We start from the raw sequence: 14,950 nt of genomic DNA, 5'->3' as shown, positions 1-14,950 counted from the left end.
CCGTCACATGCGCCTCGGACTCGCACTCGGCTACTGGGGCCGCGGCCCCAACCCGGACCACCTCGACCTCGCCGCCGAAGCCGAGAACCTCGGCTACGACTCCGTGTGGACCGCCGAGGCCTGGGGGTCGGACGCCTTCACCCCGCTCACCTGGATCGCCGCGCACACCTCGCGCATCCGCCTGGGAACCGCCATCGCGCAGATGGCCGCCCGCACCCCCACCGCCACCGCCATGCAGGCCCTGACCCTGGACCACCTCTCCGGCGGCCGGATGATGCTGGGCCTCGGCCTGTCCGGCCCGCAGGTGGTCGAGGGCTGGTACGGGCGGCCCTTCCCCTCCAGCCCTCTGACCGCGACCCGCGAGTACGTGGACGTCATCCGCCAGGTGCTGCGCCGCGAGGCCCCGGTCGCACTGGACGGCCGCTTCCACAGCCACCCCTACCGGGGCGCCGACGGCACCGGGATCGGCAAGCCGCTCAAGCCCATCACCCACCCGCTGCGCGCGGACCTGCCGCTCCTGCTCGGCGCGGAGGGCCCGAAGAACATCGCCCAGACCACCCGCATCGCGGACGGCTGGCTCCCCCTCTACTGGTCGCCGACCCGCACCGACGTCTACCAGGCCTCGCTGACCGACCTCCCCGAGGGGTTCATGATCGCCCCGATGGCACGGGCCAAGGTCTGCGACGACGTCTCCGAGGGGCTGCTCCCGGTGAAGGCGATGCTCGGCTTCTACATCGGCGGTATGGGGCACGCGGCGCGCAACTTCCACGCCGACCTCATGGGCCGGATGGGCTACGAGGAGGAGGCCCACCGGATCCAGGAGCTGTTCCTGGCCGGGCGCAAGGAGGAGGCGGTCATGGCCGTCCCGGACGCGTTCGCCGACGAGATCTCCCTGGTCGGACCCCGGGAGCGGATCGCGGAACGCCTCGAACTGTGGCGCAAGGGCCCGGTGACCGACCTGCTCCTGACGGCTCCCGACCCGCACACGCTGCGGGTGCTGGCGGAGCTGAACAGCTGAGCCACTGTGCCTCTGTGCCTCTGTGCCGCCGAACCGCTGAGCCGTTGAGCCGTTGAGCCGCGCCTAGGCAGGCTCCTCCGGGAGCGGCTCCAGCAGCGCTCCCGGGGTCGCTTCCGGTACGGCCGCGAGCAGTTCCCGCAGGTCCAGCGGCATCACGGCGATCTCGATACCGCCGGCGCCGCCCTCGTAGGCGCACGTCACGATCCGCGAGCCGGGGTTGATGGAGATGCCCTCCTTCACCGAGGGCACCCGTACGGCGGTGGCCCGGCCGCCGGTCAGGAGCACCGGCGCGCCCCGGCCGGGCACCCAGCGGGCCGCGCCCTGATCCCCGTACACCCGGCCGCTGCGCCAGCGGCCCCGGCCGGCGGGCTCGCGGGCCATGCAGGGGATCCCGGGGACGGGCCCGCCGGCCTGCCGCTCCCGGTGCTTGCGGCGCACGAGCCAGCCGATCGCGGCGGCACCGACGGCGAGGAACGCGAACTCGATCACCCACCCATTGAAACAGGCCGGACCGGAACAATCCGGTCCGGCCTGTGCCGGGGACAGGGGTGCGGAGCGCTCAGCGGGGGTTCAGCTCACCCGCGCTCGGGTCCTTGTCGGTCACCGTGGCGCCCACGCTCTTGCCGGCGTCCTTGACGCTGTTGATGACGTTCTCGAAGGCACCGATGTCCGCGTCGCCCGCGTCGCCATTGCGGAGCTTGGAGCCGAGCCCCTTGAGGGAGTCGATGCCCGCCATCAGCGGGCCCATGGCCTTCGACAGCAGCGGATCGCCCTTGGCGTTCTCGCTCGCCGCCCTCAGCCGGTTGTAGGCGAAGGCACCCGCGATGCCCGCCTTGATGAGCGCGAACCTGCGGCCCTTGACGCCCTTCTTGAACTTGCCTTCACGGTACGGCTTGACGATCCACTGGTAGGTGGAACCGGCCGCGAGCCCCGCGTTGGCGACGAAGCGGGCCTTGGCGAGCTTCTGCTTCTCCGCCGGGCTGGTCGGCGAGGGCGATGCGGAGGCGGCGGCCGCCGCCTCCGCGTCCTCGGCCGAGGCCGCGGCATCGGCCTCGGCGAACGCGGCCATGGCCACCGAGACCTCGTCGCTCTGACCGACGGCGGCGTCGTCGCCGCCGCCCGAGCCGCAGGCGGTGGCACCGCCGAGCAGCGCGCAGGACAGCATCACCGCCGTAAGGGCGCGACGGAAACGTACGGTTGTGGTGGGAAGGGACACGAGTTGCCTCCGGGGACTGAGGTGTCCCCCGCAGCCTCACCCCGGGTCCCCGGCTGCGCCACCTGGGGGACCCGTTCGGGTTTACCCGGCCCGGGCGCGGCAAGACGCGCACCATGCCCACACACACGCGAGTGCACACCCGAGGAAGCAGCCAGGCGGGCCGCGCCGTCGCGGTCGTGGCCGACGTCATGGCCTTCGTGATCGCCCTGTGGATCCTGCTGTACCTGCTGGACGCCAACCAGGGCAACGCGCTGGTCGACTTCATCCACGACGCGGCGAGCTGGCTGGCCGGCTGGTCCTACGACCTGTTCACCTTCAACCGCGCCTGGGTCCAGGTGGTGATCGGCTACGGCATCGCGGCCGTCGCCTACCTGGTCGTCGGCCACGCCGTGGCGGGCCGCCTGTACCGCCGCTGAACCCCGTTCGTCCCCCGGCCGACCGGGGGACGAACGGCGCTCAGGCGCAGCCCGGCCGCAGCCCGGCCGTACTTCAGTTGCAGCAGTCCGGCTCCAGGCCGGCCGGCAGGGTCAGCCCGCCGAAGACCACACCCGTGGCCTCGTCGCCGCCCAGCGCGGCCACCGCGAGGAGCAGCGAGCCCGCCGTCCAGGTGGTCTGCTCCACGGGCCAGACCGCCCGGTCGTCGAAGACGTACCCGGTCCAGTACATGCCGTTGTCGGCCCGCAGGTGCCCGATCGAGCGCAGGATCTCCAGCGCCCGGTCCGACTCCCCCGTGGCCCACAGCGCGAGCGCCAGTTCGCAGGACTCCCCGCCCGTCACCCAGGGGTTCGGCAGTACGCACCGCACACCGAGGTCGGGGACGACGAACTCCTCCCACCGCTCCTCTATCCGGGCCTTCGCCTCCGCGCCGGTCAGCGCCCCGCCCAGGACCGGGTAGTACCAGTCCATGGAGTAGTGGGACTTGTCCAGGAACCGCTCCGGGTGCCGGCGTATCGCGTGCCCGAGCGCGCCCGCGGCCAGCTCCCAGTCCGGCTGCGGATCGCCCCGGTACTCGGCGATGGCCAGCGCGCAGCGCAGCGCCTGGTGGATGGAGGAGGAGCCGGTCAGCAGCGCGTCGCGGACGTCCTCGCCGGAGGTCTCCCGCTTCCAGCCGATCTCGCCGCCCGGCTGCTGGAGGCGCAGGACGAACTCGACCGCCGCGTACACGGCGGGCCACATCCGGTCGAGGAAGGCCTCGTCCCCGGTGGACAGGTGGTGGTGCCAGACGCCGACGGCGAGGTACGCGACGAAGTTGGTCTCCCGGCTCGCATCCTGCGGCTCGCGGGTGTCGACCCCGTCCTCCCGGTCGGCGTAGGCCGCGTACCAGGAGCCGTCCTCGTTCTGGTGGCGGACCAGCCAGTCGTACGCCCGCTCCGCGGCCTCGTGCTCGCCGGCCGCGTCGAGCGCCATCGCGGCCTCGGTGTGGTCCCACGGGTCGAGGTGGTGCCCGCGGAACCACGGGATCGCCCCGTCCGCGCGCTGCGCGGCCAGGATCCCGGCGACGGTGGCGGCGGCCTGCTCGGCGGTCAGTACGCCGTCCAGGACCAGGTGCTCGGGTGCGGTGCGCCCGGGTGAGCTCACTGCGCGGCGCCCACGGGAAGGTGCGGCTTGGTCGCGTACGCGACGAAGCTCTTGCCGATGACCGGGTTCAGCGCCTGCTCCGCGAGCCGCGTGGCCAGCGGCTTCTTCATGATGTCCCAGACCAGGAGCTTGTGGTACGCCTTGACCGGCAGGGCCTTGTCGTTGTCGACGCCGAAGGCGCACTTGAGCCACCAGTACGGCGAGTGCAGGCCGTGCGCGTGGTGGGTGCCGTACGGCTTGAGACCCGCGGACTCCATCTTGCCGAGCAGCTCCTCACCCTTGTAGATGCGGATGTGGCCGCCCTCGACCTCGTGGTAGGCGTCGCTGAGCGCCCAGCAGATCTTCTCGGGGCCGTAGCGGGGCACGGTGATGGCGATGCGGCCGCCGGGCTTGAGGACGCGGACCATCTCGGCGAGCACGCCCTTGTCGTCGGGGATGTGCTCCATCACCTCGGAGATGATGATGACGTCGAAGGACTCGTCGGGGAACGGCAGCGCCAGGGCGTCGCCCTCCATGGCGGTGGCGGTGGCTCCGGCCGGGGCCTCGCCGGCCTCCTTCATCGCCGCGAACCACTTGGCGACCTCGCGGATCTCCTCACCGTTGCGGTCGAGGGCGACCACCTGGGCGCCTCTCCGGTAGCACTCGAAGGCGTGCCGGCCTGCGCCGCAGCCCAGATCGAGTACACGGTCGCCTGCGGCGAGCGGGAACCGGGAGAAATCGACGGTCAGCACGTGGTCCTGCCTTCGCGGTCGCGGGGGTGAGAGGGGAACTGCATCGGACGGAAGGTGGAGGTCACCGGGTCTTCGTGGCCTTCGTGCTCGTCATGACGGTCGCGGCTTGCGGGGCTGTCACGGCTTGCGCGGCTGACGTGCCCGCCGCGGCCTTCGTGCCCGCCGCGGCCCGCTCGATGGCGGCGCGGTAGTGGACGACGGTGCCTTCGGCGGCCCTGGCCCAGGTGAAGCGGGACAGCACCCGCTCGCGGCCGGCGGCGCCGAGCCGGGCGCGCAGCCCGGGATCGGCGAGCAGCCGGCCGAGGGCGACGGCCAGCGCGCCCGCGTCGCCGGGCGGCACCGCGAGGCAGGTCTCGCCGTCGGGGCCGGAGACCTCGGGAATCGCGCCGCCGGTGGTGGCGACCAGCGGGGTGCCCGTGGCCATGGCCTCGGCCGCCGGGAGCGAGAAGCCTTCGTAGAGCGAGGGCACGCAGGCGATCTGGGCGCTGCGGACCAGGTCGACGAGCTCGGTGTCGGTGATGCCCTTGACGAAGCGGACCGCGTCCTGGAGCCCGTACGTCTCGATCGCGCGGGCGACCGGGCCCTTCTCGGCGCGCTTGCCGACGACGACGAGGTGGGCGTCGGGCTGCTCGGTACGGAGCTTCGCGAGCGCCTCGACGAGGTGGACGAGCCCCTTGAGCGGGACGTCGGCGCTCGAGGTGGTCACGATCCGCCCGGGCACCTCGGCCACCGAGGCGTCGGGCGACCAGAGGTCGGTGTCGGCGCCGATGTGGACCACGTGGATGCGCTCGTCGCGGACGCCGAGGTGCTCGGCGATCTCCTTCTTGGAGGAGCCGGAGACGGTGAGCACGGAGGACAGCCGCCGGGCCACCCGGCCCTGCATGCGCGTGAACCCGTACCAGCGCCGCACGGAGGCCCGCTTGCGACGGTTCTTGGCGGCGTCCAGGTCCAGCTTGCGGTCGACGGTGATGGGGTGGTGGATGGTGGTGACCAGCGGGGCGCCCAGGCCGGCCAACAGGCCGTAGCCGAGGGTCTGGTTGTCGTGGATGACGTCGAACTCGCCCGCGCGGGCGGCCAGGTGGCGGCGGGCGCGGAGCGAGAAGGTCAGCGGCTCGGGGAATCCGCCGGTCCACATGGTGGCGACCTCGACGGCGTCGATCCAGTCCCGGTACTCCTCGCGCTTGGGAGTGCGGAACGGGTCGGGGCTGCGGTAGAGGTCCAGGCTGGGGAGTTCGGTGAGCGTGGCGCCGGCGCCGGTGAGGGCGTCGGTGTCGAGCACCGGGTAGGGCTGCGCGCCGATGACTTCGACGCTGTGGCCCAGCTTCACGAGCTCGCGCGCGAGGTGGCGGACGTACACGCCCTGGCCGCCGCAGAACGGGTTCCCCTTATAGGTGAGGAGTGCGATCCGCAACGGGCGGCTGTCGTCGGTGGCGGAACCCGTGGAAGGGCTCTCCACCATGGCCTCTGCGGTCACTCTCGGCCCCCTTCTCCCTGCACTTTCGCCGGAGCGTAACCGCTCGGATAATCTAGAACAAGTTTCAGACTTGATCCCTTGAAGACCATTGAATCTACCGGCCGGAAACCACACCGTAAGAGGGGTGGCGGGTGATTCGCGCCACGGCTCGGGCGCCTGCCATGCTGGGTGCGCACCAGCCCCCGCAACGACATGGAACGCCTTGGAACGGGACAGATGACAGCGGAAGCGAAGGCCGTGACCCCAGCCGTCACCACACCGGCGTCCCCGCCCCTGACCGAACGTCAGGAGGCACGCCGCAGGCGGATCCTGCACGCCAGCGCCCAGCTGGCGAGCCGGGGGGGCTTCGACGCGGTGCAGATGCGGGAAGTGGCGGAGTCCTCCAGCGTGGCCCTGGGCACCCTCTACCGCTACTTCCCCTCCAAGGTGCACCTGCTCGTCGCGACCATGCAGGACCAGCTCCAGCACATGCACGGAACGCTGCGCAAGCGCCCGCCGGCCGGGGAGGAGCCCGCGGCCCGGGTCGCGGAGACCCTGATGCGCGCCTTCCGCGCGCTCCAGCGCGAGCCGCACCTGGCCGACGCGATGGTGCGCGCGCTGACCTTCGCGGACCGCAGCGTGAGCCCCGAGGTGGACACGGTGTCCCGGCTGACGACGGCGATCATCCTGGACGCGATGGGCCTGGACGCCCCGCCGACGGCGGAGCAGCTGTCGGCGGTCCGGGTGATCGAACACACCTGGCACTCGGCGCTGATCACCTGGCTGTCGGGCCGGGCGTCGATCGCGCAGGTCAAGATCGACATCGAGACGGTCTGCCGCCTGATCGACCTGACGGCGCCGGACGCGAGCTCCGCGGCGGCACCCCCGGCCGGGCCGAAAAAGGCCTGATCCCGCTCTCGGGGTGTGCGCCCCCCGGGCGACAAACGCGCCCCCTCCCGGCAGCGCGCCCCCTGCGCTGCGGCAGCGATCCCCCTACGGCGCCGCTACGCGTCGGTCGCGTCGTCGGGGGCTGCGGGGGCGGGGGCGGGGGCTGCGGGTTGGTCGGTGACTTCGACAAGGTCCGGTGGGAGCCCGGCAGTCCAGTGTCCTTTCGGTGCGGGCCGGTCCATCAAGGGCGCTCCTCCTTCGTCGTCGCGTCGCTTCGCGATGGCCTTCGGCCACCCTTGACCGACCGACCCACCCCGAAACGCCACAAGACTCCCGGGATCCCCCCGGGGAACGGCCGGGAGGAAGAGTGTGGAGGAGCGGCCGGATCAGGGATGCCCACGCCCCCTCCGGCCGGTGCGACGATCCGCACCCGTCACCTATCAGCACCGCCCAGCCGGACGGTATGGACGCCCGGGACAGTCAGAGCATCCAGGCAGGGACGGTCGGACACCCTTCCCGAGACTTCGACACGGCCAACATGAGCGTAAGGACGACGAGAAGCACCGCGCGGTCGGTGGGCGCATCGGATCGCTACACAGTCCCACTCGGCTTAGCGACTAACGACCGTCCGTGGCCGAGGAATCGAAACGATCAGTTCCCGGAGCGTGAGGACGAGGGATCGGACACTGGGGACGAAGAGTCGAATGCTGAGGACGAAGGGTCGGATGCTGGGGACGAAGAGTCGAATGCTGAGAAGCACCAGTCGCACGCTGAGGACGAAGGGATCGTCCTGAGGGCTGACGGATCGTCGCCAGACAACCACAAGCCCATCCGGGCCGTGGGCGGCCTATGCCCAGCCACAGACGGTCGTTAGTCGCTAAGCCGAGTGGGACTGTGTAGCGATCTGATGCGCCCACCGACCCTGCGAAGGGGTGGTGGTCGTCCTTACGGTCCGGTTGGCCGTGCGAAGTCTCGGGAAGGGTGTCCGACCGCCCGGCCCTGGATGCTCTGACCGTCCCGGGCCTCTATTCCGTCCAACTGGCCGGTCCTGATAGGTGACGGGTGCGGATCGTCGCACCGGCCGGAGGGGGCATGGACATCCCTGATCCGGCCGCTCCTCCCCATCCGTCCCTCCCGGCCGTTCCCCGGGGGGAACCCGGAAGTCTTGTGGCGTTTCGGGGTGGGTCGGTCGGTCAAGGGTGGCCGAAGGCCATCGCGAAGCGACGCGACGACGAAGGAGGAGCGCCCTTGACGGACCGGCCCGCACCGAAAGGACACTGGACTGCCGGGCTCCCCCCGGCGCCCCTCAACGCCCCCGCCCAACCCCGCAGCCCAGCCACCCCCCGCAGCCCCCACCCACCCCACCCCCTCACTCCTCCGGAGGGAACACCGCCTCGCCGCTTCCCAGCAGGGTGATCGCGATCGCCTCGACCGGGCAGCCCTCGGCCGCCGCGAGCACCGGCTCGCTCGCGTCCGTCTCCGCCGCCCGGGGATGCGACTGCCGGGCCGAGTCGAGGGCGAAGCCCTCCGGGGCGTGGTTCACGCACATCCCCGAGCCGATGCAGACCCCCCGGTCCACTTCGACATGCCACCGGTCACCCATCACACACCGGCCGCGGGGGGCTCGTACCCGGCCGGCAGGTGGATCATCTTGTGCTCCAGGTACTCGCTCAGCCCCTCCGGGCCGAACTCCCGCCCGACGCCGCTGTTCTTGTATCCGCCGAACGGCCCGAGCATGTCCAGGCTGAAGGTGTTCACGTTGAAGGTGCCGGTCCGCACCTGCCGCGCGAAGTCGATCCCGCGCTCGACGTCCCCGGTCCAGACGCTGCCGCTGAGCCCGAACTCCGAGTCGTTGGCCACCCGTACCGCCTCCGCCTCGTCCCCGTACGGGATCAGGCAGACGACCGGGCCGAAGATCTCCTCGCGGGCGATCCGCATCGAGTTGTCGACGTCCCCGAAGAGGGTCGGCTCCACGTACCAGCCCTGGTCCATGCCGGCCGGACGCCCGCCGCCGGACAGGACCTTGGCACCTTCCTCCTGGCCGATCCGGATGAAGTCCAGCGAGCGCTGCTGCTGGCGCCGGGCCACCAGCGGGCCGAGCTGCGTCGCGGGGTCCATCGGGTCGCCGACGACCAGCGCGGAGGCCGCGGCGGCGAGTGCCTCGGCGATCTCCTCGTAGCGGCTGCGCGGGGCGAGGACGCGGGTCTGGGCCACGCACGCCTGGCCGTTGTTCATCCAGGCCGCGGGGACGATGCCGGCGATGGCGGTGTCCAGGTCGGCGTCCGGGAGGATGACGGCGGCGGACTTGCCGCCGAGTTCGAGGGTGACGCGGGTGAGGTTCTTGGAGGCGACCTCCATGACGCGCCGGCCGGCCGGGACGGAGCCGGTGAAGGCGACCTTGTCGACGCCGGGGTGACCGACCAGGTACTCGCTGACCTCGCGTTCGGCCGGCAGGATCGACAGCACGCCCTCGGGCAGTCCGGCCTCGCGGGCGATGTCGGCGAGGATGTACGAGTCGAGGACCGCCTCGGGGGACGGCTTGAGGATCACCGTGCAGCCGGTGAGCAGCGCGGGCGCCAGCTTGGCGGCGGCGACGAACTGCGGGACGTTCCACGGGATGACGGCGGCGACGACGCCGACCGCCTCGCGCCGCACGAGGATGGGGCCGAGCGCGCCCTGGCGGTACTCCTCGTACGGGTAGTTGCGGGCCACGGTGATCGCGGCGTCGTAGACCATCATCGGGCCGAGCGCCTGGGCGAGGATGCTCCAGGAGTACGGGGATCCGTTCTGGGAGGTGATCGAGGCGGCGATCTCCTCGTGGCGGACGGCTATCGCGTCCTTGATCCGGGTGACGACGGCGATGCGCTCCTCGAGCGTGGTGCGCGGCCACGGGCCTTCGTCGAAGGCCTTGCGGGCCACGGCCACGGCCCGGTCCACGTCCGCCTTCGAGGCGTGCGGGACGCTGCCGATGACCTGCTCGGTGTGGGGCGAGACGACCTTGATCGTGTCGGAGCCCAGCGGATCCGTCCACTCACCGCCGATGAACAGTTGTCCGTGTTCCACGAGCTCGGTCATGGCTGATGCCTCCTGCGGCTTGGCGTTCCAGAACTGATACCAGTTCTAGTTCTAGGAGTCCACGGCCCTGACCGAACCGCCTCGCCCGGCCCGTCTCCAGGTATGCCGCCCAGCAGGCCGTGCGACAACTCGAAGATCCAACGACTAGTCAGGAAGGCGCGGAAGTGGTCGACTTGGGCGACTATTGCAACACGTTCTCGTTAGACATCTCGTCAGACACCTCGTCAGACATCTGGTTGGACACGGCCTCGTTAGAGTGGAGCCCCCTCATGGCAGAGGACACCCCCGGCGTGACACCTCACGTCACCGACCACGGCGGAGGCGTGTGGGGCATCAAGGTGCCCATCCCCGACAACCCGCTCGGCCACACCCTCGTCCACGTCCTCGACACCGACCGCGGCCCGGTCCTCATCGACACCGGCTGGGACGACCCCGAGTCCTGGGACACCCTCGTCGCCGGCCTCGGCGCCCTCGGCATCGCCGTTGCCGACGTCCACGGCGTGGTCATCACCCACCACCACCCCGACCACCACGGCCTGTCGGGCCAGGTCCGCGAGGCCTCCGGCGCCTGGATCGCCATGCACGCCGCGGACACCGAGATCGTCGTACGGACCCGCGCCTCCGAACCCGGCGTCTGGTTCGACTACATGAGCGAGAAGCTCGCCTCCGCCGGAGCCCCCGAGGAGCACATCGCCCCGCTGCGCGCCGCCCGCGCGAGCGGCCGCATGCGGACCCTGCCCGGTCTGACGGCCGCCGTCCCCGACCGGGAGATCGTCCCCGCCGAGCTGCTGCCGCTGGCCGGCCGCCGGCTGCGGGCCGTCTGGACCCCCGGGCACACCCCCGGGCACGTCTGCCTGCACCTGGAGGAACGGCACCCGGGGAACCTGCCCGGCAACGGCCGCCTCTTCTCCGGGGACCACCTGCTGCCCGGGATCTCCCCGCACATCGGCCTCTACGAGGACCCCTCCTCCGACCGGATCACCGACCCCCTCGGCGACTACCTCGACTCCCTCGAACGCATCGGCCGCCTCCAGCCCGCCGAGGTGCTCCCGGCCCACCAGCACGCCTTCACCGACGCCCCGGCCCGCGTACGGGAACTCCTGGACCACCACGAGGAGCGGCTGGCCGGGCTGCGGGAGCTGCTCGCCGCCGAGCCGCTGACCCCGTGGGCGCTGGCGGAGCGGATGGAGTGGAACCGGCCCTGGGAGCAAATCCCGTACGGCTCCCGCAACATCGCCGTCTCGGAAGCGGAAGCCCATCTGCGGCGCCTCGTGAAACAGGGCCGCGCGGAAGCGGTGCCGGGCAGCGAGCCGGTGACGTACCGGGCCGTCTAGCACGCCCGGGGGCACCCGGTAAGGGGCTCCGGCGGGCCTCGCCACCGGGTGCGGGGGCTACGGGCCGGTAGAGTATGGGCGTCGTCCACACTTCCGTACGGGGGGAAGCCGGTGCAATTCCGGCGCTGACCCGCAACCGTGACCCTCCCCCGGCAGCGCCGGGGCGGGGAGCCGGAATGCCCCGTACCGGAGGTGCGCGGCTCGCGCCGCCGGGGCCTCCGGCGGCCGGCACCGTCGAGGTATACGGAGCCGGAGCCCGGTGCCAGCCCCCGCTGTGCTGCCTGCCTCCGGGTCCCCAGCACGAGAGGCACCCGCCCCGCCATGAACGTCCGCCGCAGCGCCGCCACGCTCGCCGCCTCCGCCGTGCTCTGCGTGGGCGCCGCCCCCGTGGCCCTCGCCGATGTCGCCCCGCCCTCGCCGCCGCCCCCGATCCCCTCCGGCCTCTTCGGCAAGAACGACCCGACGTACGACGGGGTGTGGCGGCAGTCGTTCGCGCTGCTCGCCCAGCACGCCGTCGGTCTCAAGCCCAACCAGCAGGCCATCGACTGGCTCGCCGGCCAGCAGTGCGCCGACGGCGGCTTCGCCTCGTTCCGCGCGGACACGGGCGCCGCGTGCGACGCGAAGACGCTCGACACGAACGCCACCGCGGTGGCCGTCCAGGCGCTGGAGGCGCTCGGCGGCCAGGACGCGGTGGTCAAGAAGGCTAAGGACTGGCTGAAGTCCGTACAGAACGACGACGGCGGCTGGGCCTACCTCCCCGGCTCCCCGAGCGAGGCCAGCTCCACCGCCGTGGTGATCAGCGCGCTCGCGGTGGCGGGCGAGAAGCCGGCCGATGTCACGTCGAAGCTGGGCAAGTCCGCGTACGACAGCCTGCTCACCTTCCAGCTGGGCTGCTCCGCCGAGCCGGCCGAGGACCGGGGTGCCTTCGCCTACCAGCGGACGGCCGACGGCAAGCTCCCCGCGAACGCCGACGCGACGGCCGCCGCGGTCCTGGCCGGCCTCGGCAAGGGCACGGCCGTCACCCCTCCCGCCACGGACACCCTCGCGGCCTCGCTGACCTGCCCGGCGACCGCCGGTGACGCGGCGGCGGCGGCGGCCCAGGGCGCGGCCGGATACCTGGCCAAGGCCCTGAACAAGGACGGCAATCACCTCACCGCCCTCACCCCGGGCGCCGACCAGCCGACCTCCGACATCGGCAACACCGCCGACGCGGTGATCTCCCTGGCCGCGGCCGGGCACAAGCAGTCGGCGGCGAGCGCGCTGGAGTGGCTGAAGGCCAACTCCGCCGAGTGGTCCAAGGGCAGCCCGGCCGGCCTGGGCACCCTGATCCTGGCCGCGCACGCGATGGGCACCGACCCGAAGGACTTCGGCGGCACCAACCTGGTGGCGGCGCTGAACGCCACGGGCCCGGCGCCGGCCTCGGCGTCCGAGCAGCCGGCGAAGAAGAAGGACGAGAAGAAGGACTCCGGCAACAAGAACGTCTGGTGGATGATCCTCGCGGGCGCCGCGGCCGGCATGGGCATCGGCATCGTGCTGAGCGGCCGCCGGAAGAAGAACCAGCTCTGATGCGCAGCCGCCGTCCGGCCCTGCCGGTCCTCGTCCTCGGCGTCATCCTGACGGTGCTGGCCGCCTCGCCCGCGCTGGCCTCGACGTACCGCTACTGGTCGTTCTGGGACGGAGCGGGCGGCCAGTGGAGGTACGCCACCCAGGGCCCCTCCTCGGCGCGCCCGGTGGACGGCTCCGTGCAGGGCTTCCACTTCGTGGTGAGCAAGGACGCGGCGGAGCAGGCCGCCCCGCCGCGCACGGCTCCGGATTTCGGGGCGGTCTGCTCTTCCACCGCACCGGTTCCCGACAAGAAGCGGATCGCGGTGGTCATCGACTTCGGCACCCCGGCCGAGGCCCCGAAGGGCGAGGCCCCGCCGCAGGAGGCTCCGCGGACGGCGTGCGCGCAGGTCGGCCCGGACGCCACGGCGGCCGAGGCACTGGCGGCGGTGGCGAAGCCGCTGCGCTACAACAGCGCGGCGCTGCTGTGCGCGGTCGCCGGCTACCCGCAGCAAGGCTGCGGAGAACCGGTCGCGGACGCCCCCGCCACGGCGGCCGAGGACACCGGCGGCGGCCCGTCGGCCGGCCTCCTCGCGGGCATCGCGGCGGTGGCCGCCCTGGCCGCGGCCGCCGTCTGGCAATCCCGCCGCCGCCGCACCCGGTGACCGGCAGCCCCGCCGAGGACCGGTCCGAGCCCGCACCGGCACCCACCACCCCGGCCGCTGAGGCCGGGAACGGCGGGGCGGACGCCGACGGTGGCCGGGTACGGGACGGGGCCACCCACACCCGACCGTCGACCCGCACGGGTGGTGCGGGTGGTGCGGGTGGGAACCCAGCCCGGCCGCAGGCCGGGCGCACCACCCACGGCGCGGCACGCTCCCCCGGCACCACCCACGGCGCGGCACACGACGTCCCCACCCCGGCCGGGCAGGACGCCGACCGGGCAACCGGCGCCCCGCGCGTGCCGACGTACACGAAAAGCAGATGGCGGGCCCCCGAGGCCACCCGTGGCAACGCCCTGCACGCGGGCGCCTGGTGGCTCTGGGCCCTCGGTCTCGCCACCGCCGCCTCCCGCACCACCAACCCGCTCCTCCTCGGCCTGATCATCGGCGTCGCCGGCTACGTGGTCGCGGCCCGCCGCACCGACGCCCCCTGGGCGCGTTCCTACGGAGCCTTCGTCAAGCTCGGCCTCTTCGTCATCGGCCTGCGCCTCGTCTTCTCCATGCTGCTCGGCTCCCCGATCCCCGGCGCGCACACGCTGTTCACCCTTCCCGAAGTGCCCCTCCCGGGCTGGGCGCAGGGCATCCGGTTCGGCGGCCGGGTCACCGCCGAGCAGCTGGTCTTCGCCTTCTATGACGGCGCGAAGCTCGCCACGCTCCTCATCTGCGTCGGCGCCGCCAACGCCCTCGCGAACCCGGCGCGGCTGCTGAAGTCCCTGCCCGCGGCCCTGTACGAGGTCGGCGTCGCCGTGGTCGTCGCGATGACCTTCGCGCCGAACATGGTCGCGGACGTGGTCCGGCTCCGCACCGCCCGCCGGCTGCGCGGCCGCCCCACCGGCGGGGTGAAGGCCATCCTCCAGATCGGCCTCCCGGTCCTGGAGGGCGCGCTCGAACGCTCGGTGGCCATCGCCGCCTCCATGGACGCCCGCGGCTACGGCCGCACCGCACAGGTCCCGGCCGCCGTCCGGCGCACCACCAACGTGCTCACCCTCGGCGGGCTGCTCGGCATCTGCGCGGGTACGTACGGGCTCCTCGCCGCGGAGGGCGGCGCGTTCGGCCTCCCCCTCCTCCTCGGCTCCCTCGTCCTGGCCCTGGCGGGGCTCCGCCTGGGCGGCCGCCGGTCGATCCGGACCCGGTACCGGCCGGACCGCTGGGGGGTACGGGCCTGGCTCGTCGCCGGTTCGGGCGCGGCGGTCGCGGCGCTGCTGATCCGGGCCGCGTCCCTGGATCCGGAAGCCCTGCGCCCGGGCGTCGTCCCCCTGGTCGCCCCGTCCCTCCCGCTCTGGCCGGCCGCGGCGATCCTGATCGGCCTGCTCCCGGCCTTCGTGGCACCGCTGCCGCCGCCACCCCCATCACCGAAGGAGGCATAGCCCAGTGCCCCCCACAACTCCCACGA

Annotated in this window: 14 protein-coding genes and 1 riboswitch; of the genes, 7 read left to right on the top strand and 7 right to left on the bottom strand. The window is 72.7% G+C overall.

Annotated features, from left to right (window positions below; translation table 11 throughout):
* Positions 1 to 7: 7 nt before the first annotated feature.
* A complete protein-coding gene (locus OG904_RS21555; RefSeq protein WP_405498171.1) occupies positions 8 to 1,018 on the top strand; it encodes an LLM class F420-dependent oxidoreductase in 1,011 nt (336 codons plus the stop codon).
* 63 nt (positions 1,019 to 1,081) lie between these two features.
* On the opposite strand, the gene OG904_RS21550 is transcribed toward OG904_RS21555, so the two are convergent.
* Both OG904_RS21550 and OG904_RS21545 read right to left on the bottom strand, forming a co-directional pair.
* Positions 1,082 to 1,507 (bottom strand): hypothetical protein, encoded by a 426-nt coding sequence (locus tag OG904_RS21550; protein WP_405493363.1) that lies wholly within the window; start codon positions 1,505 to 1,507, stop codon positions 1,082 to 1,084.
* Between the two features lie 70 nt (positions 1,508 to 1,577).
* The gene (locus tag OG904_RS21545) at positions 1,578 to 2,087 is read right to left on the bottom strand and encodes a hypothetical protein (protein WP_405498169.1); all 510 of its coding nucleotides are present in this window, start codon (positions 2,085 to 2,087) and stop codon (positions 1,578 to 1,580) included.
* 260 nt (positions 2,088 to 2,347) lie between these two features.
* On the opposite strand from OG904_RS21545, the gene OG904_RS21540 reads away from it, so the two are divergent.
* Entirely contained in the window at positions 2,348 to 2,650 is a 303-nt protein-coding gene (locus OG904_RS21540; RefSeq protein ID WP_405493361.1) for a hypothetical protein, read from the top strand.
* Positions 2,651 to 2,723: 73 nt separating this feature from the next.
* Here OG904_RS21540 and OG904_RS21535 read toward each other — a convergent pair whose 3' ends face one another.
* The 3 genes from OG904_RS21535 to OG904_RS21525 all read right to left on the bottom strand — a co-directional run bounded on the left by OG904_RS21535 (position 2,724) and on the right by OG904_RS21525 (position 6,017).
* The gene (locus OG904_RS21535; protein ID WP_405493359.1) at positions 2,724 to 3,812 is read right to left on the bottom strand and encodes a prenyltransferase; all 1,089 of its coding nucleotides are present in this window, start codon (positions 3,810 to 3,812) and stop codon (positions 2,724 to 2,726) included.
* Positions 3,809 to 4,543 (bottom strand): class I SAM-dependent methyltransferase, encoded by a 735-nt coding sequence (locus OG904_RS21530; protein ID WP_328298404.1) that lies wholly within the window; start codon positions 4,541 to 4,543, stop codon positions 3,809 to 3,811. The genes OG904_RS21535 and OG904_RS21530 overlap by 4 nt, the downstream gene beginning before the upstream one ends.
* Positions 4,544 to 4,604: 61 nt before the next feature.
* Complete coding sequence (locus tag OG904_RS21525; RefSeq protein WP_405493357.1) at positions 4,605 to 6,017, bottom strand: glycosyltransferase family 4 protein; 1,413 nt, start codon at positions 6,015 to 6,017, stop codon at positions 4,605 to 4,607.
* A 216-nt stretch (positions 6,018 to 6,233) separates the two neighbouring features.
* Between OG904_RS21525 and OG904_RS21520 the strand changes: the two genes are divergently transcribed.
* Entirely contained in the window at positions 6,234 to 6,905 is a 672-nt protein-coding gene (locus OG904_RS21520) for a TetR family transcriptional regulator (RefSeq protein WP_405493355.1), read from the top strand.
* A gap of 1,348 nt (positions 6,906 to 8,253) precedes the next feature.
* On the opposite strand, the gene OG904_RS21515 is transcribed toward OG904_RS21520, so the two are convergent.
* Both OG904_RS21515 and OG904_RS21510 read right to left on the bottom strand, forming a co-directional pair.
* Positions 8,254 to 8,487: a ferredoxin gene (locus tag OG904_RS21515; RefSeq protein ID WP_266877329.1), complete on the bottom strand. Its 234-nt coding sequence runs from the start codon at positions 8,485 to 8,487 to the stop codon at positions 8,254 to 8,256.
* Positions 8,487 to 9,959 carry an aldehyde dehydrogenase gene (locus OG904_RS21510; RefSeq protein WP_405493352.1) on the bottom strand — a complete coding sequence of 491 codons (1,473 nt, stop codon included), beginning with the start codon at positions 9,957 to 9,959 and terminating at the stop codon, positions 8,487 to 8,489. Before OG904_RS21510 ends, OG904_RS21515 begins: the two co-directional genes overlap by 1 nt.
* Positions 9,960 to 10,228: 269 nt before the next feature.
* Between OG904_RS21510 and OG904_RS21505 the strand changes: the two genes are divergently transcribed.
* The 4 genes from OG904_RS21505 to OG904_RS21490 all read left to right on the top strand — a co-directional run bounded on the left by OG904_RS21505 (position 10,229) and on the right by OG904_RS21490 (position 14,924).
* A complete protein-coding gene (locus OG904_RS21505) occupies positions 10,229 to 11,293 on the top strand; it encodes an MBL fold metallo-hydrolase (RefSeq protein WP_405493350.1) in 1,065 nt (354 codons plus the stop codon).
* 101 nt (positions 11,294 to 11,394) lie between these two features.
* A riboswitch (cobalamin riboswitch) is annotated at positions 11,395 to 11,475 on the top strand.
* A gap of 139 nt (positions 11,476 to 11,614) precedes the next feature.
* The gene (locus OG904_RS21500; RefSeq protein ID WP_405493348.1) at positions 11,615 to 12,859 is read left to right on the top strand and encodes a prenyltransferase/squalene oxidase repeat-containing protein; all 1,245 of its coding nucleotides are present in this window, start codon (positions 11,615 to 11,617) and stop codon (positions 12,857 to 12,859) included.
* Positions 12,859 to 13,500, top strand: coding sequence for an SCO2322 family protein (locus OG904_RS21495; RefSeq protein WP_405493346.1), 642 nt, complete (start codon positions 12,859 to 12,861; stop codon positions 13,498 to 13,500). The genes OG904_RS21500 and OG904_RS21495 overlap by 1 nt, the downstream gene beginning before the upstream one ends.
* 296 nt (positions 13,501 to 13,796) lie before the next feature.
* The gene (locus OG904_RS21490; RefSeq protein ID WP_405498167.1) at positions 13,797 to 14,924 is read left to right on the top strand and encodes an energy-coupling factor transporter transmembrane component T; all 1,128 of its coding nucleotides are present in this window, start codon (positions 13,797 to 13,799) and stop codon (positions 14,922 to 14,924) included.
* Positions 14,925 to 14,950: the final 26 nt, after the last annotated feature.

Source organism: Streptomyces sp. NBC_00096, assembly GCF_045041305.1.
In the GTDB taxonomy this organism is placed as follows: domain Bacteria; phylum Actinomycetota; class Actinomycetes; order Streptomycetales; family Streptomycetaceae; genus Streptomyces.
This window is presented reverse-complemented; position numbering and strand designations above follow the sequence as displayed.